At 49.6% G+C, this 21211-nt stretch carries 17 protein-coding genes; 11 read left to right on the top strand and 6 right to left on the bottom strand.

The features are described from left to right. Positions 1–7 precede the first annotated feature (7 nt). The 3 genes from moaCB to ACTJJJ_RS24965 all read left to right on the top strand — a co-directional run bounded on the left by moaCB (position 8) and on the right by ACTJJJ_RS24965 (position 2450). The gene (gene moaCB, locus ACTJJJ_RS24975) at positions 8–916 is read left to right on the top strand and encodes a bifunctional molybdenum cofactor biosynthesis protein MoaC/MoaB (RefSeq protein WP_440703354.1); all 909 of its coding nucleotides are present in this window, start codon (positions 8–10) and stop codon (positions 914–916) included. A gap of 9 nt (positions 917–925) precedes the next feature. Beyond that, complete coding sequence (moaA, locus tag ACTJJJ_RS24970) at positions 926–1918, top strand: GTP 3',8-cyclase MoaA (RefSeq protein ID WP_440703353.1); 993 nt, start codon at positions 926–928, stop codon at positions 1916–1918. Positions 1919–2033: 115 nt separating this feature from the next. Beyond that, positions 2034–2450: a T9SS type A sorting domain-containing protein gene (locus ACTJJJ_RS24965; RefSeq protein ID WP_440703352.1), complete on the top strand. Its 417-nt coding sequence runs from the start codon at positions 2034–2036 to the stop codon at positions 2448–2450. 74 nt (positions 2451–2524) lie between these two features. Here ACTJJJ_RS24965 and ACTJJJ_RS24960 read toward each other — a convergent pair whose 3' ends face one another. From ACTJJJ_RS24960 to ACTJJJ_RS24950, 3 genes are all read right to left on the bottom strand, one after another. Then, positions 2525–3712 (bottom strand): glycosyltransferase family 87 protein, encoded by a 1188-nt coding sequence (locus ACTJJJ_RS24960; protein ID WP_440703351.1) that lies wholly within the window; start codon positions 3710–3712, stop codon positions 2525–2527. 61 nt (positions 3713–3773) lie between these two features. Beyond that, entirely contained in the window at positions 3774–4643 is an 870-nt protein-coding gene (locus tag ACTJJJ_RS24955) for an alpha/beta hydrolase (protein ID WP_440703350.1), read from the bottom strand. 131 nt (positions 4644–4774) lie between these two features. Next, the gene (locus ACTJJJ_RS24950; RefSeq protein ID WP_188936768.1) at positions 4775–5362 is read right to left on the bottom strand and encodes a hypothetical protein; all 588 of its coding nucleotides are present in this window, start codon (positions 5360–5362) and stop codon (positions 4775–4777) included. A gap of 127 nt (positions 5363–5489) precedes the next feature. On the opposite strand from ACTJJJ_RS24950, the gene ACTJJJ_RS24945 reads away from it, so the two are divergent. From ACTJJJ_RS24945 to ACTJJJ_RS24935, 3 genes are all read left to right on the top strand, one after another. Further along, the gene (locus ACTJJJ_RS24945; protein WP_440703349.1) at positions 5490–8573 is read left to right on the top strand and encodes a PVC-type heme-binding CxxCH protein; all 3084 of its coding nucleotides are present in this window, start codon (positions 5490–5492) and stop codon (positions 8571–8573) included. A 330-nt stretch (positions 8574–8903) separates the two neighbouring features. Continuing rightward, the gene (locus tag ACTJJJ_RS24940) at positions 8904–11513 is read left to right on the top strand and encodes a PVC-type heme-binding CxxCH protein (protein ID WP_440703348.1); all 2610 of its coding nucleotides are present in this window, start codon (positions 8904–8906) and stop codon (positions 11511–11513) included. Between the two features lie 82 nt (positions 11514–11595). Next, positions 11596–12516 (top strand): hydroxypyruvate isomerase family protein, encoded by a 921-nt coding sequence (locus ACTJJJ_RS24935; protein ID WP_440703347.1) that lies wholly within the window; start codon positions 11596–11598, stop codon positions 12514–12516. A 78-nt stretch (positions 12517–12594) separates the two neighbouring features. Here ACTJJJ_RS24935 and ACTJJJ_RS24930 read toward each other — a convergent pair whose 3' ends face one another. Together ACTJJJ_RS24930 and ACTJJJ_RS24925 are read right to left on the bottom strand one after the other, a co-directional pair. Next, complete coding sequence (locus ACTJJJ_RS24930) at positions 12595–12903, bottom strand: isoamylase early set domain-containing protein (RefSeq protein ID WP_188936760.1); 309 nt, start codon at positions 12901–12903, stop codon at positions 12595–12597. A gap of 146 nt (positions 12904–13049) precedes the next feature. Beyond that, a complete protein-coding gene (locus tag ACTJJJ_RS24925) occupies positions 13050–15311 on the bottom strand; it encodes a TonB-dependent receptor (protein ID WP_440703346.1) in 2262 nt (753 codons plus the stop codon). Positions 15312–15489: 178 nt separating this feature from the next. On the opposite strand from ACTJJJ_RS24925, the gene ACTJJJ_RS24920 reads away from it, so the two are divergent. Next, the gene (locus ACTJJJ_RS24920; protein ID WP_188936754.1) at positions 15490–15900 is read left to right on the top strand and encodes a DoxX family protein; all 411 of its coding nucleotides are present in this window, start codon (positions 15490–15492) and stop codon (positions 15898–15900) included. A 59-nt stretch (positions 15901–15959) separates the two neighbouring features. Here ACTJJJ_RS24920 and ACTJJJ_RS24915 read toward each other — a convergent pair whose 3' ends face one another. Next, positions 15960–16931 carry an aldo/keto reductase gene (locus ACTJJJ_RS24915; protein ID WP_440703345.1) on the bottom strand — a complete coding sequence of 324 codons (972 nt, stop codon included), beginning with the start codon at positions 16929–16931 and terminating at the stop codon, positions 15960–15962. Positions 16932–17092: 161 nt separating this feature from the next. On the opposite strand from ACTJJJ_RS24915, the gene ACTJJJ_RS24910 reads away from it, so the two are divergent. From ACTJJJ_RS24910 to ACTJJJ_RS24895, 4 genes are all read left to right on the top strand, one after another. Then, on the top strand, positions 17093–17857 hold the full coding sequence (locus tag ACTJJJ_RS24910) for a M23 family metallopeptidase (RefSeq protein ID WP_188936748.1): 765 nt from the start codon (positions 17093–17095) through the stop codon (positions 17855–17857). Between the two features lie 66 nt (positions 17858–17923). Next, entirely contained in the window at positions 17924–19210 is a 1287-nt protein-coding gene (locus ACTJJJ_RS24905) for an aminotransferase class V-fold PLP-dependent enzyme (RefSeq protein WP_440703344.1), read from the top strand. Between the two features lie 182 nt (positions 19211–19392). Beyond that, a complete protein-coding gene (locus ACTJJJ_RS24900; protein ID WP_440703343.1) occupies positions 19393–20004 on the top strand; it encodes a hypothetical protein in 612 nt (203 codons plus the stop codon). Positions 20005–20034: 30 nt separating this feature from the next. Then, positions 20035–21207, top strand: coding sequence for a glutathionylspermidine synthase family protein (locus tag ACTJJJ_RS24895; RefSeq protein WP_440703342.1), 1173 nt, complete (start codon positions 20035–20037; stop codon positions 21205–21207). The last annotated feature ends 4 nt before the right edge of the window (positions 21208–21211 follow it).

Genomic DNA, 21211 nt, shown 5'->3' with positions numbered 1-21211 from the left:
ATTATTAATGGTTGACATTACCCATAAGACCAACACACTCCGCATTGCCACCGCACAGGCAATTGTGCAGGTAAGCAAGCCGGAGACGGTGGAGGCGATTCAAAACAGGACTGTGCCGAAAGGCGATGTTTTTGAAATGGCAAAAGCAGCCGGCTTTCTGGCAGTCAAGAAAACGCCCGATTTGCTGCCCGACTGCCATCCGATCCCGGTGGAATATACCGGCGTTCAATATAGGATCGAAGGTTTGACGATTGTCATTGAGTTGACTGTCAAGACAATATATAAGACGGGCGTAGAAGTAGAGGCCATGCACGGCGCGTCGGTGGTGGCACTGACGATGTACGACATGCTCAAACCGATTGATAAGGGCGTCGAAATACGGAATATTCGGTTGTTGGAGAAAAAAGGTGGAAAAAGTGACCGCAAGGCAGCGCCGGAAGGTTTGAAAGTAGCTGTGGTAGTTTGCTCCGACAGTATTTCGAAAGGGATCGGTGAAGACAGATCCGGTAAGAAGATTATTGAAAAACTAGCTGCTTTTAGCCTGGAAGTAGGCGATTACGGCATTATCGCAGACGACCGGGCGGGTATTCAAAGCAAATTGCTTTCATTACAAAGTGCGGGCTACAACATGGTATTGCTCACCGGCGGTACTGGTTTGTCACCCCGTGACGTGACGCCCGAAGCGGTTTCCGAACTGCTTGACCGTGAAATTCCGGGTATTGCCGAGACCGCCCGCCAGTATGGCCAGGAGCGGGTTCCGACCTCTATGTTGTCGAGATCTGCGGCCGGTTTTATTGGCGAAATGCTGGTAATCACCATGCCGGGAAGCACAGGCGGCGTAACTGAATATATTGACGCGCTTTTCCCGCATGTTTTACACGTTTTTAATGTTTTAGAAGGAAAGAAACACGATTAACAACAAACGATGGCACTGCCTATTCTGGACACATTTGGTCGCAAGCACACTTATCTGCGTATTTCACTGACGGATAAGTGCAATCTTCGTTGTACCTATTGTATGCCGCAGGAGGATATGCAATTCATGCCGTCCAAATGGCTTATGCAAGCCGATGAGATTTCCTACCTGGCCGGTTTGTTTGTTGAAATGGGTGTTGAGAAAATCCGGCTTACCGGAGGAGAGCCGTTGGTCCGTAAAGATGCCGCCGAAATCATTTCCGAGCTGGGAAAACTTCCCGCCTCACTCACGTTGACTACCAATGCGGTTTATATCGATCAGTTTATTCCGCAATTGAAGACGGCCGGGGTTACTTCCCTGAACGTCAGCCTGGACACTCTTCAGGAGGAACGGTTCAAGTCGATCACGAAAAGGGACCACTTCGTCAAAACACTTGACCACATTCGACTGCTTTTAAATGAAGGGTTTGTTGTGAAACTCAACATGGTAGTAATGCGCGGAACGAACGATGACGAAGTGAACGATTTCGTGAAAATGACGCTGGCCGAGCCTAATCTTCATGTGCGTTTCATTGAATTCATGCCTTTCAAAGGCAATCAGTGGGATATGTCGAAAATCGTCTCCTATGCCGATTTATTGTCAGCGATTGGTCAGGAGTATGAATTTCAGCCTGTCGCTGGGGAATTGCACGACACTGCCCGGCGATTTCAGGTAAATGATGGCCTAGGGACTTTCGGGATCATTGGCACTGTAACCCATCCATTTTGCGAAGGGTGCAACCGGATCCGCCTCACCGCCGACGGCAAGTTGAAGAACTGCCTTTTCGATACAGCCGAAGTAGATCTCCTTACGCCATTGCGTAGAGGCGATGATGTCCGCCAACTCATTTACGCGCATTTCCAGAAAAAACACTTCGCTCACGGCGGCCACGCCAGCTTCTCCGAGCAACAAGCCAAATCGGAGTATGAGCAGAATCGGGAGATGATCGCGATCGGGGGCTGACTCCGCTTAACCACCTATTTTGCCGTCCAAACTTTGTATGCAACAATGGCCCGGGCGGTTACCTCATTGGCTCGAAATCAACTTTAATGAACCAATCAGTTAACCTTCAAGAGCCATGAGGAACATCTTAAAAACCGCCGTTGCTGCTACATTCGCATTGTTTACCGTTGCTGCCCAGGTACAAGCGGGCCCAATCGTTTCACCCAAGGCGGAATGCAAAAACAACACTTGTGAGAAATTTCGTGTAGGCATGTATCGTGTGCGTAACACCATGTCGATGAATGTGATGATGGAAAAAGAAAAGGGTGAAAAAGTAGCTATTCGCCTGATGGACAGCAAAGGAAAGCTGATTCATGAGGAATTTGTGCCCAAGTATATCACCAAAACCGGGCGGAAAATAAGTTTCGACGAAATGGGTGACGGCGTTTATACCCTCGAAATTTCCAACGACAATGAGAAGATCGTCAAAAGTATTTACCTGTCTACCAAAGAAGTGCGGGAAGTAAACCGTACGCTTTTGGGTGTGAATTAATTCAGTATCAATAATTTTTACGCGTTACAGGATGCAGCCGCAGCACTCCTGTAACGCATTTTATTGCGCTGATTTTATTGCGCTATCTCTGCTTCGGTTGGTCGTGGAAGTAACTCGGTGAAAAGGAGGTCATAGATGATCTTGCCCCAGATAATAATGCAGGGTACCGCTTTTACAACATACGGCCAGAAGTACTGATTGCGGATAAAAGGAGGAAACAGATCGGTAGGCGATAGTGTGGTAAACACAAACGCGAGCACGAGCAGGACGTAATTGAGTTTGGTAGGTGCCTGCAAATAATACCACACTGCCACTCCGGCAATAGCGATGATAAAGGTCGGAGATTCGGCGCGGTGGTTGAAAATGACCACCCATACCAGTACCGAAGCCAGCATCAATGCCCGGAAAACGAAATTGCCGTACGATTTGATTTTAAGTAAGGGTAGGCAGAACAGTGCAACACCTATTAAATTGACGTAAGTTTTGTTCACATTCATGGAAAACCAGATTTTCAGCCAGCCTATTACCGATAAGCCATCAGAAAAGTCACGGTCGGCCGCAAGCAGCTTCCACCAGGTTTTGTAGAGGACCACAAATTGCTCGGGACTTACCACGACGATCGGGAGTATCGTAAGCAAAATTACCCAGGCCGCGGTCGTATAGGCCAGCTTGAACTTGTTCGGATACAGCAGGTACAATGCCAGCGCTACAATACCGAACAGTTTAATAAAGATTGTGCTAACGATACACAGCGATGCCATCCAGTATTTATCCCTTTCGAGGAATCCGAACGCAAATAGCAGCAAGCCGGCGATTAATGCATTGCTTTGTTCGTTTTGCGTGGCTGTAAGCAACTCTACCAGCATAAAAGCGACCATAAGTCCCTTTGTTCGGAGGTCGATTCTTGGAAGAAAATACACCGAGAAGAAGAGTACGGCCACATTGATCAGATTCCAGAAGAAGAGGCCGACAAACGTTGGCATAATGGAGAGTATACCAAAAACAAGCGCGAATGCCGGGCTGTACTTGAACAGATCCCAATGCTCGTTGACATGCCATCTATACAGGTTTTTCCCTTCTATCAAATGGAAGAAGGATTGCTTGAAGATGACATAATTATTATAAGTAGTGTAAAGTTGCGGCTGGTTCGCAAAGGTTTTCGGGTGGGAGAATACCGATTGAAGCGTGGCAAAGGCAGCAATAGCCAATACAATAAAGAGGAGCGATCGCTTATTGATCACCAGACGGTTAAAAGCATTCATAAAATGACTAATCCCTAGCGTTGATTTTTCTTCAAAACTAGGGATTAATTCATCGTCGCGGTCAATTTTTCTGGTATCCCATTGCTTTCAGCCAGCCTTCCATGGCCGCAGGCCAGTTGGCAAGTGAGCCTTTTCCTTCGGTGCGCATGCCGTAACCGTGCCCGCCTTTTGGGTACAAATGCATCTCAGCAGGGATTTTTTTCTTTTTTAGCGCCAGATAATATTCGATGCTGTTCTCGACCGGCACGCCCGTATCGTCCATCGCATGAACAAGAAATGCGGGCGGCGTCTGATCCGAAACCTGCAATTCGTTGGAGTAATATTTAATCAATTCGTCCGATTTTTCCGGTCCAAGCAGGTTGTCGCGAGAGCCTCCGTGCGAGATCGCCGGCTGAAACGAGATTACCGGGTAAATCAATATCGAAAAATTCGGTTTGCCGTCGGCGGACGCTTTTTCACCCATATTGTGATGGGTCGAAAGCGTTGCTGCAAGGTGCCCCCCGGCCGAAAAGCCCATTACGCCGATCTTGTTCACATCAATACCCCATTTGGTGGCATTCTGCCGGATCAGTTTCATGCCTTGCATCGCGTCCATCAGCGGTACTTCGTGCTGATGCGCCATCGCTTTCTCGTTGGGCAGCCGGTATTTAAGGACAAATGCGGAAATACCCCGGTCATTAAACCATTTGGCAAAGTCACTTCCCTCGTGCGAAGCAGCGAGTATGCCATAGCCGCCACCCGGGCAGATCATCACCGCAGCGCCTGTCGCCTTCTCTTTCGGTACAATATAGGCTGCAATGGTCGGAACGGTAACGCCGCTGATCCGCAGGATTCCCTGCGCGTCGGTTACCGATTTTTCTTCAATGTCACTCGTTTTAAAATTGGGGATTTTGCCTTCCGGCCAAAGGTTAATGGTCTCAGTTTGTGCCATAGATGGACTTGATAACGCGAGCAGGCTCAAAACGGTAAGTATACGTGCAGTTTTTTTCATCGATTTCTCGTTGCTTTTCCTCGAAAAGACGCGCGCTGACGTAATATACCCTCAAAATGCCCGTCAAGCGTCTACGGTTTCGGCGGATTGATCATGATATGCGCGCGGTGCGTGCCCGGGTCCATGATCCACGGCATACCCGGAACATCGGGTTTCAGGGGGAGTCCCGTACTTTCGGCTGTGGCGAACGGAATATAAACGACATAGCGCAGGTAACCATTTTTGAGCGAACCGGTGGCGGCGTCGTAATTATCCTTCGAGCCGGACAGAACGTATAGTGTCGATGATTGCTTCGGCATTTTTAATGTGCCTTCTTTCACTTCTTTTTCGCGGATGTCAAAAATCTCCTTTTGATTCTTACCCTCTTTGGCCAGCACACGCCCGCGCTCCATAAATGCATCCAGCTCGGCAAGGTAGCACGATACGCCGATGTCTTCTTTTTTAGGGTCGTCGGCGAGGCAAACGAAATCGTTGCTGCCCTCGCGCAGGATCTTGAACGTACCGTCGGTGCCGTAACCATAAACTTTGGCACCAGCCTGTTTGTCCGAAGGGGCGGCCATTACCGCTGTTTTGATCTGAATATCCGGCGATGGAATATTTTGGGCTGAAATTTCAGCAGCAATGCAAAGTGCAATGCAGGAAAAAAAAGTCTTTTTCATGATAGTAAATATAAGTAGGTGGTCTCTTATACACGTAATTAAAATTATTATTGTAAAAATGACACGTATAGGCGCTGAATTAGGCTAATGCTTTCTGATTCAAGGCCAAAAAGCGCTCGATTTACCCATGAACTTCAAAAAATCGCTTATCCTCTTCCCCGCGGGCTGCATGCTGGCCGGTTTGATGGTCGCCTCTTATCAGCGTTCGAATCCGAGTACGATTGACGCCGCTTCGGCGGACACGCTTTACAAAGACCTCACCGATGCCCAAAAACGGTCGTCGAAGTATGCCGTAGCCGGCCTGACGACTGCCAATGGTCTGGAAGCAACCCTTTTCGCATCGGAACCGGCGATCACTAACCCGACGAACATCGATGTGGACCACCTCGGGAGGGTGTGGGTCTGCGAAGCGTATAACTATCGTCCGGCAATCAACGGGAATCCTACGAAAAATGAGGGCGACCGCATTATGGTACTGGAAGACACCAATGGTGATGGCAAGTCCGATAAATCGACGGTCTTTTATCAAGGGGCAGAAATCAATGCGCCACTGGGCGTTTGGGTGATGGGTAATAAGGTAATTGTTTCCCAAAGTCCGTATGTATGGCTCTTCACCGACGAGAACGGCGATTTGAAAGCGGATAAAAAAGAAGTCATTTTCGAAGGCATCGGCGGTGATCAGCACGATCACGGTATGCATGCATTCGTATTTGGGCCGGACGGTAAATTGTATTTCAATTTTGGAAATGAAGGTGACCATCTGCTCGACGGAAAGGGCAATCCTGTCGTGGGAAAAGATGGCAAGCCTATCGATTTCTCAAAGTTGAGACAGGGTATGGTTTTTCGCTGCGATCCTGACTTTACCAATATTGAAGTACTCGGCAACAACTTCCGGAACAATTTCGAAGTGGCGGTCGATAGCTATGGTACAATGTGGCAGTCGGACAACGACGACGATGGTAACAAGGGTGTGCGCATCAATTACGTCATGCAATACGGTAACTACGGCTATACCGACGAAATGACCGGTGCTGGCTGGCGTGCGAACCGCACCAATATGGAAGACTCGATCCCTTACCGCCACTGGCATTTGAACGACCCGGGCGTGGTGCCAAACCTGTTGCAGACCGGCTCGGGTTCACCGACTGGTATGGTCGTTTACGAGGGGAAATTGCTTCCAAAGGAATTTTGGGGACAAATGATCCATTGCGAACCGGGCCATAATGTGGTACGCTCGTATCCCGTCGAGAAAGCAGGTGCAGGTTATTCAGCCAAAATCGTAAACGTGGTAGACGGTAAGCGTGACCAGTGGTTTCGTCCATCTGACGTCTGCGTAGCGCCCGACGGCTCGCTGCTGGTTTCCGACTGGTACGATCCGGGCGTGGGTGGTCACCAGGCCGGTGACCAGGGGAAAGGCCGTATTTACCGTGTTGCACCTTTAAATACACCCTACCGCATTCAAAAAGCTGATTTTACAACGGTACCAGGTGCTGTGGAAGCATTGCAGAATCCAAACTTATCCATTCGTTACCAGGCCTGGACTGCATTAAATGGGATGGGTGTAAAAGCAGCTCCTGCACTTGAAAAGCTATTTACCAACAAAAATGCCGAGCCACGCATGCGTGCCCGGGCGCTTTGGCTGCTTAGCAAATGGCCGTTAACTGCGAAAAAAGCAGTTGATCTGGCAATTAAAGATGCTAATGCGGACATCCGCATTGCGGGCCTTCGCGCAGCTTCCGAATCGAAACACCTGGATGTGATTCCTTACATCAAAACATTGTCCAAAGACGCCGAGCCACAGGTTCGCCGCGAATGCGTGTTGCTATTGCACCATAACCCGTCGCCCGATGCCCCCGCGTTGTGGGCATCGATTGCGCAGCAGTATGATGGAAAAGACCGCTGGTATCTCGAAGCCCTCGGGATCGGCGCTGATGGGCAGTGGGATTCGTTTTTTAAAGCCTGGCTTGCCAAAGCGGGTGCAAATCCGGTAGCTACGCAGGCAGGTAAGGACATCGTATGGCGCTCGCGCGGTAAGGAATCGGTTCCGTTGCTGGCCTCGCTTGCCGGAGATCCGACAGTCGATTTGAAAAGCAGGCTTCGTTATTTCCGGGCATTCGACTTCAATTCGGCTGGTCGCGAAAAATCAATGGCATTGCTGAAACTCACGAACGGATCCGGTAAAGACCAGGACAAAGTGAATGAACTTGTCATGCGCCATCTTGATCCCGCATTTGTGAAGCAAACGCCTGAGGCAATGGCGGCGTTGAAAAAGATGCTCGACGCGACCTACGGCACACAAGCCTACCTGGAACTTGTTGCAAAATATGAGCTTTCATCTGAAAATCAGCGGCTTCTTTCGATGGCATTGGAGCAATCGGCCAGTCGCGCCGGATCAGCCGCGGCTTCGCAATTGATTAAACAAGGTGGTGCACCGCTGGTTTGGAATGTGGTGAAAGGTTCGGATAAAAGTAAGAGTGCAAACGCGCTGGCGTCGCTGAGATCCGTAGGAAGTAAGGACGCGCTCGAAATATTGAAAACCGTTGCTACTGAGGATAGTTATGCGGAGGACCTGCGTACGATCGCGGCCAAATCGTTGGGTGGAACAATGAGCGGTGAAGACCAGGTGCTGGTGTTACTGAAAGAAGGAAAACTAAACGGTGAGGCAAAAACCGCCGCGGTACAAGGCCTGAATGGTGCATGGCGAAAATCGGTCAAGCTGGAAGCTGCCAAATACCTGGATGGACCGGCCGTAGCTGCCAAAAAGCACCCTGAGGTGAAAGAACTCGTAGGTATGAAAGGTGATATCGCGAAAGGCAAGCAGGTATTTACATCCTATTGCTCGGTTTGCCACCAGGTAAACGGAGAAGGCATGGATTTCGGCCCGAAACTCTCTGAAATCGGAAGTAAGCTCCCAAAAGAGGCACAATATGCAGCCATTTTCGATCCGAGCGCGGGTATTGGTTTTGGTTACGAAGGTTTTGAGGTGACATTAAAAGACGGTACCGCCGTTTCAGGAATCATTTCAAGCAAAACTGAAACCGACCTGATTCTCAAATTTCCCGGCGGCTCGACCCAGGAATTCAAAATGTCGCAAGTTAAATCCATTAAACAACTCAAAGATTCAATGATGCCGTCGGGCTTGCAGGATGCGATGAGTACGGACGAGTTGGTGAGTTTGGTGGATTACCTGAGTAGTTTGAAGAAGAAATAGAAATGAAAGAGGAGCCGAAGGGCTCCTCTTTTTGTTTAGCAAATGCCTGATTTTTCCTTCATAAATACTGATAGTGCAATGTAATTCTTAAAGAAATTTAATCACCTTTCACTTCTGAATCAAGCCACTTCAAATCGCCGAAAGGTTACAACTTTCCAAAACTCCATTTCGTAATTCCCAAAACATAAGGTATTTTTATATCGTTTTGGAAATTATCTGCATCATCAAAAATTCGTTTTGAAACAATTCTTTATCGTGAGATCTGCGTGGTGTGCTGCGTGCCTTTTTCTTTCCCTTTCTTTTCAAGGTTTTAGTCAAGTTGTTGATTCATTGGTAGTTGTTGATCCGGATAGTGCCTATGCGGCGCTGTCGGAGACCGAGCGGCGCTTCTCGCGTAATGCAGTGGCGGGCGTACAGGCAGCGGACGGGCTGGAAGCTACGCTCTTTGCCTCGGAACCGAATGTGATCAACCCGATTAATATCGATGTCGACCATCGCGGGCGCGTGTGGGCATGCGAGTCGTACAATTACCGGCCGGCCGTGAACGGTAAATCGGAGCTCGGGCAGGGCGATCGCATTGTGATCATGGAGGATAAGGATGGTGACGGAAAGGCGGATGTTACCAAAGTATTTTACCAGGGACCGGAGCTTAATGCGCCGCTGGGTATTTGGGTGATGGGCAATAAAGCGGTGGTTTCGCAGAGCCCCTATGTTTGGCTTTTTACGGATGTTAATGGCGATGATAAGGCAGATACAAAGGAAATTCTTTTTAAAGGAATCGGCGGCACGCAGCACGATGCGGGTGTGCATTCGTTTGTGTTCGGGCCGGACGGCAAGTTTTACTTTAACTTCGGTAATGCAGGTCGGCAATTGGTCGATGGCCAGGATCGCCCGCTGCTTGACAAATACGAAAGACCGATTGATTTCAGGCAATATAAACAAGGCGTGGTGTTCCGCTGCGAGCAGGATTTTACCAAAGTCGAGGTTATGGCCGAAAACTTCCGCAATGGCTGGGAAGTGGCTGTGGATAGCTATGGCACCATGTGGCAGTCGGACCAGGAGGAACCGGGTAATGGGGCCGACAGGGTGTCGTATGTGATGGAGAATGGTAATTTTGGCTATATCGATGAAATGACCAGTGCAAGCTGGCGTCTCAACCGTACCAATCTGGAAGACGAAATTCCACGCCGCCACTGGCACCAGAATGACCCTGGCGTAGTGCCTGATTTGCTGGAAACCGGTTCCGGCTTTCCAATGGGTATGACCATCTACGAAGGAGATCTGTTGCCACGACGCTATTGGGACCAGATCTTGCTTGCCGATGCCGGGCAAGGCTACGTGAGCGCATTTCCGGTCCAAAATGAGGGTGCCGGCTATAAATCCACGGGTATTCTGCCTATTCTCGAAGGCAAGCGAGACAAATGGTTCCGGCCGACGGATGTTTGCGTCGCGCCGGACGGCTCACTTATCATTTCCGATTGGTATGACCCTGTTATAGGCTCCAACAAAATGAAAGACCGCAGCCGTGGCCGCATTTTCCGCGTCGCGCCAACCGGCACGCCTTATAAAATACCCGTTTTTGACCTTACAATTCCCGAGCAGGCGGTAAAGGCATTGCAAAGCCCGAATCTGTCGCAGCGCTACCTGGCCTGGAATGCATGTGTAAAGCACGGCTGGGCTGCCGAGCCGTTTTTGGAAGAGCTTTTCAGGCTTTATAATGGCAATCCGAAGCTTCGTGCCCGCGCATTGTGGGTATTAAATCGCATTGAAGGCTTCAACTACCGAAATCTTGATATTGGTTTCCGCGAACTGAACCCAAACCTGCGCATTACCGCATTGCGCGCCGTGCGTCAGCGTAACAGCGACCCGACCGAATATATCAAACGCCTTACTTCCGACCGCGACCCGCAGGTGCGCCGCGAATGTGCGTTGGCCATCAACCATAACCACACCTACGAAGCCCTGGATGTGTGGTTGCAATTGGCAAAACAATACAAAGGCAACGACCGCTGGACCGTGGAAGCACTCAGCATCGGTGCTTACGACCAGTGGGAGCGCCTTTTCCCCGCGTGGCTCGAAAGAGCAGGCACAAAACCGTGGATGACCGACGCCGGCAAGGACATTATCTGGCTCGCACGTACACGCAAGGCCATTCCCTATTTAAGCGAACTGGCAGCCGACACGTCGGTGAGTTTCAAAAGCCGGCTCCGCTACTTCCGGTCTTTCGACTTTTTCCACGCGGGTTACGAGAAAACGCAGGCACTTTTGAGTGTCTTAAATGTTCCTTCGTCAGATCGCATCGAAGTAAGCAAACTGGCGCTGCTACACTTGGATAAATCATTTGTAACAAACTCTCAACAGGGGTTGACCGCGCTGAACAAGCTCCTCGACGAAACTTACGGTACCGAGCATTACATCGATCTGATGACACGCTACGAGCTGGAATCGGAGAATGGCCGGTTGTTGAAACTTGCATTGGGCAAATCCGATGAAGTAATCGGTCGCGATGCGGGTGCATTGCTGCTGGAACAAGCCGGTATCTCTTATGTTACGCAGAAACTGTCGGGTATGAGCGAGGTGAATAAATCGGCGCTGCTGGCTTCTATTCAGACGGTTGGGAGTGCCGAATCGGTGTACCTGTTACGATCGACATTGCTAGATGCAGGCGAACCCATGAGCGTCCGTAAGAATGCCGCGCGTTACCTCGGCGGGAGCTGGCCGGGAGAGGAGGCGGTCGTGAAATTGCTGAGATCCGACCAGATCAGCGGAGAAGTGAAGGAGGCCGCATTGGAAGGGGTAAAGAATGCATTCCGGGAGGAGATTAAAGCTCAATTGGCTCCCTATTTGCCTAAACCTCCCGTGGAGGAAGTGGTGACCACACCCGAAGAACAGCCGAAAAGTGGTAAAAAAGAGCGTCGCAAACGCAGAAAAAGCGAGTAGGACGAAGATTCAAGGGCGATTTTGGGGTATATTTCCGAACTGTACAGCTTTACAATCTGAAACAAATAACATCGAAACATTTATGCTCCGCAGAAATTTTGTAAAATCTACGCTTGGTTTGGCTGGTGCCGCAATCGCAGCAGGAGATGCATTTGCCACCGCCCCGATGGCCAAAAACAAGTTTAAGCTTAAATATGCTTCTCACTTCGGCATGTTCCAGAACAGCGCCGGGAAGGATGTGTTCGACCAGCTTAAATTTATGGCAGACCAGGGGTTTATGGCGCTGGAAGACAACGGTATGATGGGTCGTCCTGTGGAGCAACAGGAGGCGATCGCCAAAGAAATGAGCCGCTTGGGTATGGAAATGGGCGTATTTGTGGTTGATAAAGGTGGTAACGGGGCCAATACATTAGCGGCTGGCAAAAAGGAATATATCGATATCTTCCTCAATGGCTGTAAAAAGGCTGTTGAAGTGGCAAAACGCGTGAATGCAAAATGGATGACGGTCGTTCCGGGCGATTTTGAAAGAAACCTGCCGATAGGCGTACAAACCGGCCATGTGATCGACGCATTGCGCCGGGGTGCCGAAATCCTCGAACCGCACGGGCTGGTAATGGTGCTCGAACCGCTGAGCGATTCACCGAACCTGTTCCTGAGAACTTCTGATCAGACTTACGAAATTTGCCGCGGTGTGAACAGCAAGTCCTGCAAGATCCTGTACGATATTTACCACATGCAGAAAAATGAAGGCCGCCTGATTTATAATATCGACCGGACGTGGAGCGAGATCGACTACTTCCAGATTGGGGACGAACCGGGCCGTAAAGAACCGACAACTGGCGAAATCAACTATAAAAATATCTTCAAATACATCTACGACCGTAGCAAGAAAGAAGGTAAGTCATTCATCATGGGTATGGAACACGGCAATTCACAGCAAGGCAAAGAAGGAGAAGAAGCGCTGATCAAGGCCTACGTGGAGAGTGACAGCTTCGCGATTTGATAACCGCTATTTGTATTTAACCTATAAAAAAACCGGAAAGCGTCGCTGCTTTCCGGTTTTTTATTGATTCCTGATCGATTAAAGAACTACTACTGAATTTTCGGTAGCATCTACACCTGCAGGGACATATTTGTCTGCTTCCCAGTCGTTTTCCCACTTGTCACCGTCGAGTATATAGCGGAACTGATATTCTCCGGCACCCAGCTCGAGACTGGCTTTGAATGAACCGTCTTTCTGTTTTTTCAATGCGATTGCTTCTTCCGGGTTCCAGCCATTGAACTCGCCTACGAGGGCAACTTTCTTCGCTTCCGAGGCTGCCTCGGCGGGAACTGTAAACGTCACTTTGTAAACAGATTTACTTTTTACAAACTGTTTTGCTAATGCCATAACTTGTAGTGTTAATTGGTTGATGACTCAAAGATACAATCAAAAATTATTCAAATCAATGAATATCAACATGCTAAATGTTTGTGATCTTTGAAAAGTTATATAATAACATTTCATTCGACATTTTTTAACAAAGAGCATTAACCTCATCTGAGCGTGTATCTCATCCCCAAAAACGCCCTGATGCCCTGATTTGGGGCAAAAACATACGATGGGTCGAATGTCAGCCGGTAAGGATTCTCAGGCGTTGCAATAACCTGTCCCTGCCCGTCAAATTTGACGTTCTTGTCGAACGGATCGTTCGCGCGGGCGATCGAATTGGCGGGGGGGGTGAAGTTGAGCAGATTTTTGACACCCCCGTAAATTTCCAGTCCATTGTCAAACTTTTTGGTCATCTGGATATTCTGCAAAGACCATACCGGCGAGTTCGCGGCGCGCGGATCGTCCTCGCTCAGGATCGGCAGGCGCATCGGGCCATAAATGTTTCCCGTGTAATCGATCGAGAGCCCCGCCTTTTGAATTTCGTAGGAAACCGACCAGGTACCTGTGAACTTTTCGGTGAGTACCGGCCTGAAACGCACGCCGTTTTCCTTCTGGAAATTATCCATGTAGGTACCGCCGGCGATGATTTTCAGAGGGAATGGAAAGTTGAAATCGAGGTTGATACTAATGCCTTTCGATACTGCATAACCGTCAAGATTGTCGTAAATAATTTCGTTGGGATTCGTATCGTAGTCGGGCAGGATTCGGTTTGTGAAGTAGGTATAAAACACCGAAGCGTCGATTCCGATGAACGAATTACCCGTCACGATCTTCTTGACGAAGTTGATATTTCCATTCCAGCTTTGCTCGGGTTTCAGTGCTTCTTTTAAAATTACCTCGCGCGAGCCGGTCAATGCGGCATGATCTTCGGTAAACAGGTTCACGATCCGGAAGCCGCGGCCGATATTCAAACGGACCACGTCTGTCTGGTTAAACTTGTATTTGTACGCAGCTCTTGGTGTAAAAATGCTCCCGTGGCGGCTGTTATAGTCGTAGCGCGCGCCCAAAAGAATAGAATGCGGCCCGCTTTTGATCTCGTCCTGGATAAATATTCCCGGTAGGTAAATCTTGTCGGCGTGGTCCTGGCCGTCGGCGTAGCGGGTAGCAGGCGTATTGTCGTTGTAGAATGTATAACGGAACGGCGTTCCCATCAAGAGGCTGTGCTTGCCGATCTCTTTGTCCCACAAAAACTGTGCAAACACGATTTTTTGGTCGGCATTGAATGGCACATGGCCGTATGCCGAATTCTGGTTGTGTGAGCTGAAAGAGTATTGCAGCGTTACCTTTTCCGGCATCGGTAGCTGGTAGTTTCCAAGTACCTCAAAACGTTTGGTATAAATACTTTCACCATAAACCTGATCGCCACCGCGGTACGATCGGTTCCATTGCATTTGGCCGCCCCAGCGGTCTTCGTAATAGTAGCGCGCAGCTATATTGGCCTGCCTGTTGTTTTTCAGATCGAACGACCATTTGTTGAAGATCGAAATGCGGTTTTGCAGGGTCATGTCGGTAAACCCGTCTTTGTTATTGTCAATGGGGTTTTGGTAATTGAAATAGTTGATGCCCAGCAATGAACTGCTTTTTTCGCCGGGAGTGAATTTAACGCCCAGGTCCACATTGTAGTCTCGCCAGGCAGTGCTGAATGCGTCGGCGGAAAACCGCGGCGCCTTAGAGGGATTTTTGGTGATAATATTGATCAAACCACCCACGGCCTCCGAACCATACAGTGTAGACGCAGGTCCTTTGACGATCTCAACGCGCTCGATCAGGCTGTTTGGAATGCCTGAAAGCCCATATACCGTGGAAAGCCCGCTCACCATCGGCATGCCGTCGATGAGGACCATTGTGTAGGGGCCTTCGAGCCCGTTAATATGGATATCGCCCGTGTTGCAGACATTGCAATTGAGCTGTGGTCGCACCCCATTTACATAACTTAATCCTTCGAATATGCTGGGGACGGGGTTTTTATAAAGGAATTTAGAGGTAATGATATCGACCGGCACAGGGCTGTCGAGCTTCGAAACTTCCTTCATTGTACCTGTTACAACCACTTCTTCCAATGCATTGGCACCCGATTTCATTACAAAATCCTTCTTGATGTCCCGGTCAATCCGTACATTTTTTTCGGTGATCGTAGGCAGCGAAATGTAGCTCACGCGAATGGTATAGCTGCCTCTCGGAATGCCCGCCAGGCGAAAATAGCCCGCAGTATCGGCAGTTGTTCCGGTTTTTAACTCATTAATATAAACCGACGCACCGAATGCCGGGTCGGCCTGACCTTCCAGGGAGATTTTTCCGGAAAGTGAAAACTGCGCCCAGGCGGTAAATGGCAAGCAACTGAACAGTAAGAGTATGCGTAGCATCATAGTATGGTCGAATTATTAATTTACTTTCATCTTAATATAAATTTAGACAAACCTAAAAATAAAACTTGATATAAGGAAATTAAAAATTCGGTTACATGGGGTCGATTGCGAAACTATCTTCGCCATGGCATTGGTTTAGCCTTTGCGAATCCAGTTTTATAAACCAATTTAACCCACTATGCTCAAACGATTTTTGAAACCAATCAAACTGCCTGTGTCGGTGGATTGGGCGGTGCTGATCCTTCGGGTTGGCATTTCATGTCTCATGCTCATCCACGGCTATGCCAAACTGACGAATTTCCTGGGCGGCGATCATTCATTTGCTGACCCGATCGGAATAGGTGAGGAGCTTTCCTATCTGCTGACGATCTGTGCCGAGTTCGGCTGTTCTATTCTGGTGATTCTCGGGTTGGTGACCCGCGCGGCGCTTTTGCCACTTATCTTCACGATGCTCGTGGTCATATTTATCGTTCACGCGCCGGATGGGATCGATAAGCAGGAACACGGCCTTTCATTTCTGTTCGTGTACATCGCATTGCTGCTTACCGGACCAGGGCGGTTCTCGGTCGATAGCAAGTTATACCGTTAAAATTGGTTGATTAAAAAAACGAATGCCTTCCTGGTTGGGAAGGCATTCGTTTTAAATAGCTATTGCGACCACTTGGTAGGCTGGCGGTCCCAGCGGTGGGCTTTCATTTTTTCGGCCACTGCTGTATCGAGTCTCACGCCGTCGCTCACGGCTACGTTTGCGCGTACATTTTGAAGCCTCCGCATGCCCGGAATCGTCGTATGTACGTCGGGATTGTTGAGGATGAAACGCAGCGCAAGTTCTGCCATCGTCATCCCTGCGGGAATGTCGGCGCGCAATGCTTCGGCGTGGTCCACGCTCTTATTCAGGTTTTCGGGGACGAAATAGGTAGAGCGCCAGTCGTCGGCCGGGAATGTAGTTTCCTTGGTCAACGTGCCGGTGAGCGTACCTTCGTCGAACGGCACGCGGGCGATGACGCCGATATCCAGTTTCCGGCAAAGGGGGAATAGATTATCCTCCGGTGCCTGGTCGAAAATGTTGTAAATCACCTGAACCGCGTCGATCAAGCCGGTTTCAAGCGTTTTCAAAGCGTTATTTGGCTCCCAGCGGTTGATACTGATGCCCCAGGCCCCTACTTTTCCTTCTTTCGTCAATTTTTGAATGGCTTCTTTCCATTCGTCTTCTTCTGCCCACGCATCTTCCCAAACGTGGAATTGCAGCAGGTCTATCTGCTCGGTACCCAGGTTTTGAAGGCTTTTTTCGGTGTATTCGACAATGTAGTCGGCGGGGAACACGTCTTTCAACGCAAATTCCGGGCGCGATGGCCATTGGCGGTTTTTAGGCGGTATTTTGGTAGCGGCGTACAACTTCTTATCGGGATAGCGTTTGATCAGCTCGCCCAGGATGCGCTCGCTCAGGCCTTCGCCATAGCCCCAGGCCGTATCGAAGAAATTGACACCCGATTCAACGGCCAGGTTGAGGGAGTCGTCCGTTTCCTTGCGGTCGGAGCCAGTCCAACCTGCCAGTCCCCACATGCCATAACCTACTTCGCTGATTTCCCAGCCAGTGCGTCCAAAACGACGTTTTTGCATTGTAATCTGATTTTAGTGTTTGACCAATAAAGAACTTCTCTGCATTTATTTAATATAGAACGGATACCTTTGCAAGACTTTTTTATTAGTGAGCCATTTCGCTATCGTTCTTTAAAAACAGGGTTTAAGTGAAAGAAAAGGGGTTGATTAACGCATTGTTGATGACATTTAAAAGAATTGCCGGGATTGTGTTGGTGATCTGTATGGCCGGTTTGACGAACCAGAGCGAATCTTCCGATAAAATTGCAGAATACTGCCGGACTTTCCATCAGATACAGATGGATATCCGCGATAATGTGATCTCTCCCGATTCGGCCCGTGCGGCATTCGGGGCCGTCATGCGGAACCTCAGGGCTGAATTCAGAAGAGATACTTGCAGGTCCATTGACTCCTCGTATTTCGTTTTTCCTGTAAAATCTTACTCGGCCAGAGAGTCGGTAGGGGCAAGAGGCCGCGGTTACCGGCCCGATGGTTTCGACCTTTTCGATATGAATGTCACCGGCAGCCATCCTGCCCATGATCTTTTCGTACGAGACAAAGACCAGGACGTGCTGGACGACCGTACCTGGCAGCCGATCGATGTTCTTGCGTTCACTTCCGGCCTGGTGGTAGCCACTGAAACGAGCTGGAAATACGACAGTGAGTACCGTGGCGGGAACTGGATATGGATCTACGACCCCTGCCTCGACGGTCTTTTCTATTATGCCCATAACAACATCGTGGAAGTGCAGCCAGGGCAGTGGGTGAATGCCGGGGACAAGATCTCGGAGATGGGCCGCTCGGGTTACAATGCCTACCAGAAACGGTCGCCCACACATTTGCATCTGATGTTTCTCCAACTTGACGCTGACGGGCTTCCCATGCCCGCCAATACCTACGAATGGCTGAAAGAAGCCGCCGTGAAGGACGGTTTAGGGGCTGAGTAATTGGGTTTGAAGTAGATATTCAATATATTGTACTTCACTCCATTACTATTCCTTAAACGAAATTTTATGAACAACCGCCGTTCTTTTTTCCGGAAGAGTGCTGCCCTCAGTATGGGTGCTTTCGGAATCAACAGCCTTTTCAACGAGCTCCACGCGGAGCAATTCCTCGAAGCAGAAAGCCTTTGGAAACCAACCAGCGCAAGCAACGAGGAATACTGGTCGGTCATTCAGGATGCCTACAGTGCCAGCAAAAGCGAAATCATTATCCTTAACAATGGAGGCGTTTCGCCCTCGCCGATCGTCGTGCAGGAGGCTCTGGATAAATACAACAAAGCCGCTGCGCAAGGGCCTTCCTATTATATGTGGCGGATTATGGATAAAGGTCGCGAGCCGCTCCGCCAGCGCCTGGCCAAGCTGGCGGGTACCGATGCCGAGGAAATCGCGATTAACCGCAATGCGACGGAGGCGTTGAATACCATCATTTTCGGCTTGCCGCTCGAAAAAGGCGATGAAATCATCGGCACTTTGCAGGATTATCCGAACATGGTGCAAGCCTGGAAACAGCGCCAAATGCGAGATGGCCTGGTCTACAAGCAGCTCTCCTTCGATTTTCCCATTGAAAACGACGAACAGATCGTAAAGGCTTATGCCGACGCGATCACTCCCAGAACCAAAATCATTCATGTAACCCACATTATCAACTGGGTGGGCCAAATCATGCCCGTGAAGAAGATCGCCCAAATGGCACATGCCAAAGGTATCGAGGTGGTTTGCGACGGCGCGCACACATTTGGTTTGCTTGATTATAAAATTCCCGACCTCGAATGCGACTACTTTGGCACGAGCCTGCACAAGTTCCTCAGCGCACCGGTGGGCAGCGGGATGATGTGGATCAAAAAGGATAAAATCGAGAAAATATGGCCGCTGCTTTGCAATGGCGAGCCAAAAAGCGGCAATATCCGCAAGTTTGAAACGCTTGGCACCCGTAGCTTTCCGATCGAACAGGCCATAGGCGAAGCGATTAATTTTCAGGAAGGGATCGGCAGCAAACGTAAACAGGACAGGATTCATTATCTCAAAAAATATTGGGCAGAAAAGGCCGCACAAATTCCCGGCGTGAAAATCCATACTTCACTTAAACCTGAATTCTCCTGCGCCATAGCCGGTGTAAGCATCGAAGGCATGAAACCGGAGGAGCTGGACGGCAAGCTGATGAAAGATTATCAGATCCATACGGTGGGGATAAACTGGGAAAATATCCATTGCGTACGCGTGACGCCACACGTGTACACGAAGCTGAGCGATTTGGATAAACTGGTCGGTGCCATCGAGAAAATCGCGAAAAAGGCCTGATATTCTTATTTGTTAATGTACATTGAGCATAGCTGGGTTAGCTACCGGTTATGCTCAATTTTTTTGCCGTCTGTAAGTCCACAGGTTGCGATATCCACCGGAAAAACCACTGGCACGATTCATTCGTCGGGGCCGGTTTTCATGCATTACTTTTGAAAAATCCTCAACAGAAAATTAATACTATGTCACATTTACGAAAAGGATCTTTTATCAGGAAGGTAAAAGACATCAGTATGGGCGGTGCATTGGCGCTGGCATTGCTGTCCGGCACGGCGCTCGTCTCCTGTTCTTCAAATGACGATGAATCGGAGTACAGTTACGAAGAGACATCGTACGGCAAAGGTATCCGCTCCTTCATCAGGGAGGTAAGCCCGGGTGAGTTCAAGATTATCAGCGAAGAAAACGTCCCGGCCGATAGTTCCCAGGCGATCGTCTCGTACCTCGACGGCCACAAAGACACGCTGAACCCGATGGCAGCGAAGGCGCTGATCGACGAAGAAATCCGATCGAATCCCAACATGAGCCATCATAGCGGGCTTTCGAGCATGTTGCTTTACGGCGGAATGGGTTATCTGCTCGGCCGCAATTCTTCCTATTCTTACATGAACAACTACCGCGACAGAATGGGCGCCGAACGCAGCAGGTCCTACTACGCCAACCCGGGCGCATGGGCAAGCTCGCGCAGCGCGGCGTTGGGCGTGGAAACTTCCCGTTCGGTGCGGACAGTCACAACAAGGCCCGCGGGAGGTCGCAAAGGGTTCTTCGGGAGGTCGTCCAGCCGAAGTGGCGGCTGAGGAGTTACTCATAAACTTTATACTCCAACAATGGTAAAACTGAAATCACTGCCCAATCCGCCGCAAGATGCGTTGCAAAAAGCCGGCTGGGATTGGGCTCTGGGCACCGACACGTCGCCCTACGTTGTCAATGATATGGTAGTCGTTAGCGAACAACAGGCCGAGAGCTACTATGAAGCTGCGGGTACATTATACGATATGCTGGTCGAAGCGGGGCAATATGCCATCGATCAAGACCTTTTCAAGGAAATGGGTATCCCGGAGAACCTCATCGAGCTAATCAAATTTTCTTGGAGCGACGACAGGCAAATCCACCTGTACGGCCGGTTTGACTTCGCCGGAGGGTTTAACGATGAGCCGGTCAAACTGATCGAGTTTAATGCCGATACTGCCACCTGCATTCCCGAAACGGCCGTTGTGCAATGGGCGCATTTGCGTATGAACGGGATGGACGAATCGAAGCAGTTCAATACGGTGTTTGAAACACTGGTAGGCCAGTTTGTTTATTTAAAGGAAGAAAACAGCGATCTCACACCGTCGATGTTGTTCTCGGCCATGCGCGGTTACCCCGAAGACGACACCAATGTGGCCGTGTTAATGGAAGCGGCGAAAGAAGCGGGTTTCGATGTCGAATTCGCGTACATCGACGATGTGGAATTTTCAAACGGTGAGGGAATATTCAGCCAGGAGGCAGAACACGGGCATTTTGTCCGGTTTGATTTCTGGTTTAGGCTGGTGCCCTGGGAACACATTGGAACCGACGAGCCGGAACTGGTCGCCATGCTCACTGAGATCGTGAAGAACAGGAAGGCGGTCGTTCTGAACCCCGCCTATACGTTGTTATTTCAATCCAAATACATTTTAAAAATTCTGTGGGACCTTTACCCATATCATCCCTTGCTGCTACAAACCGAGCGTTACGTGCTGCCACATAAAAAATCGGTGAGCAAGGTGTTGCTGGGACGCGAAGGTGCGAATGTTACCATCCACGACAAGGGGGGCGAGGTGCTGGAAACTGCGGCAGGGGAATACGATGGGCAATCGCGCATTTACCAGGAATACGTTGCCCTTCCCACGGACGCCGATGGCCGTACTTACCAGGCCGGTGTATTCTATGCGGGGGAAGCCTGTGGGCTGGGGTTCAGAAGGGGTGGGAAGATATTGGACAACACGGCACAATTTGTGGGGCACGTAGTTGACTAATGTA

The organism is Dyadobacter sp. 22481 (genome assembly GCF_052044875.1).
Lineage (GTDB): Bacteria > Bacteroidota > Bacteroidia > Cytophagales > Spirosomataceae > Dyadobacter > Dyadobacter endophyticus.
This window is presented reverse-complemented; position numbering and strand designations above follow the sequence as displayed.

Bases quoted from the DNA above. Each gene is read 5' to 3' on its own strand.
- ACTJJJ_RS24915 (WP_440703345.1), bottom strand. From the start codon at position 16,931: ATGCAAAAACGTCGTTTTGGACGCACTGGCTGGGAAATCAGCGAAGTA.
- ACTJJJ_RS24900 (WP_440703343.1), top strand. From the start codon at position 19,393: ATGTCACATTTACGAAAAGGATCTTTTATCAGGAAGGTAAAAGACATC.
- moaA (WP_440703353.1), top strand. From the start codon at position 926: ATGGCACTGCCTATTCTGGACACATTTGGTCGCAAGCACACTTATCTG.
- ACTJJJ_RS24920 (WP_188936754.1), top strand. From the start codon at position 15,490: ATGCTCAAACGATTTTTGAAACCAATCAAACTGCCTGTGTCGGTGGAT.
- ACTJJJ_RS24905 (WP_440703344.1), top strand. From the start codon at position 17,924: ATGAACAACCGCCGTTCTTTTTTCCGGAAGAGTGCTGCCCTCAGTATG.
- ACTJJJ_RS24945 (WP_440703349.1), top strand. From the start codon at position 5,490: ATGAACTTCAAAAAATCGCTTATCCTCTTCCCCGCGGGCTGCATGCTG.
- ACTJJJ_RS24930 (WP_188936760.1), bottom strand. From the start codon at position 12,903: ATGGCATTAGCAAAACAGTTTGTAAAAAGTAAATCTGTTTACAAAGTG.
- ACTJJJ_RS24910 (WP_188936748.1), top strand. From the start codon at position 17,093: ATGACATTTAAAAGAATTGCCGGGATTGTGTTGGTGATCTGTATGGCC.
- ACTJJJ_RS24895 (WP_440703342.1), top strand. From the start codon at position 20,035: ATGGTAAAACTGAAATCACTGCCCAATCCGCCGCAAGATGCGTTGCAA.
- moaCB (WP_440703354.1), top strand. From the start codon at position 8: ATGGTTGACATTACCCATAAGACCAACACACTCCGCATTGCCACCGCA.
- ACTJJJ_RS24950 (WP_188936768.1), bottom strand. From the start codon at position 5,362: ATGAAAAAGACTTTTTTTTCCTGCATTGCACTTTGCATTGCTGCTGAA.
- ACTJJJ_RS24965 (WP_440703352.1), top strand. From the start codon at position 2,034: ATGAGGAACATCTTAAAAACCGCCGTTGCTGCTACATTCGCATTGTTT.
- ACTJJJ_RS24960 (WP_440703351.1), bottom strand. From the start codon at position 3,712: ATGAATGCTTTTAACCGTCTGGTGATCAATAAGCGATCGCTCCTCTTT.
- ACTJJJ_RS24935 (WP_440703347.1), top strand. From the start codon at position 11,596: ATGCTCCGCAGAAATTTTGTAAAATCTACGCTTGGTTTGGCTGGTGCC.
- ACTJJJ_RS24955 (WP_440703350.1), bottom strand. From the start codon at position 4,643: ATGGCACAAACTGAGACCATTAACCTTTGGCCGGAAGGCAAAATCCCC.
- ACTJJJ_RS24925 (WP_440703346.1), bottom strand. From the start codon at position 15,311: ATGATGCTACGCATACTCTTACTGTTCAGTTGCTTGCCATTTACCGCC.